The organism is Mesorhizobium sp. M0768, assembly GCF_040320195.1.
Lineage (GTDB): Bacteria > Pseudomonadota > Alphaproteobacteria > Rhizobiales > Rhizobiaceae > Mesorhizobium.
Map to the genome: position 1 here is coordinate 1 of NZ_JAMYPD010000113.1, position 734 is coordinate 734.

Consider the following 734-nt stretch of genomic DNA (forward strand, 5'->3'; position numbering starts at 1 on the left):
GAGCGCGTTGCGCACTCCAGCCTCATAGATCGCGAGATTGTCCGCGCCGACCGTGCCCCCGCCGAATTCAGCGCAAACAAATACCTTGCCCTGCCTTTGGGCGGTGATATCAAACATTCCGGCTGTGTCGTTGTGTTGCCAGACCAATGTCAAGGGCAGTTTGAAAGCTTCCGCCATTCTCACCGTCCTGGCCATGAGATCGGGGTCGGCAATTGGGTGCGTCACGGCGGCCGGTGGAAAATCCCACGTTGGTCCGAAGCTGTGCAGATCCAACACGGTGTCGGCCATTGGCAATAGTACGCGCGAAACCGCATCCGCGATTCGTTCGGTCACTGACCCGTCGGCGCGGCCCGGAAACACGCGATTGAGGTTCAACCCGTCGAGCGGAGTATTGCGGCTCCAGGCCTCCACGGCCAATGGATTGAGGACTGGTAGGACGATGACCCTTCCACAGGTTTGCGCTTCAGGCAGCCACTTGATAAGCCGTCGCGCAACAATCGGCCCCTCCAGTTCATTGCCGTGATTTCCGCCGGTGACAAGAAGGCGCGGTCCATCTCCTTTATTGAGGCTGAAGACCGGAAGCAAAAGCTCTCCGCGGTCGGCACCTCCCGGGACAACAAGATGTCCCTTGCTCACGCCGGGGGTATCGACATCAAACGTAAGATGTGGCGCTTCGCTCATTGTTTAGCCTGATTTGTGAGTATGCGACTTTGGGATTGGTTTTCGATGGCTAT

Annotated in this window: 1 protein-coding gene; it reads right to left on the minus strand. The window is 57.9% G+C overall.

The annotated features are described in order from the left end of the window. On the minus strand, positions 1-681 hold a 681-nt coding region (locus tag NKI08_RS34565; protein WP_352775996.1), incomplete at its 3' end, for a succinylglutamate desuccinylase/aspartoacylase family protein. Between the last annotated feature and the right edge of the window lie 53 nt (positions 682-734).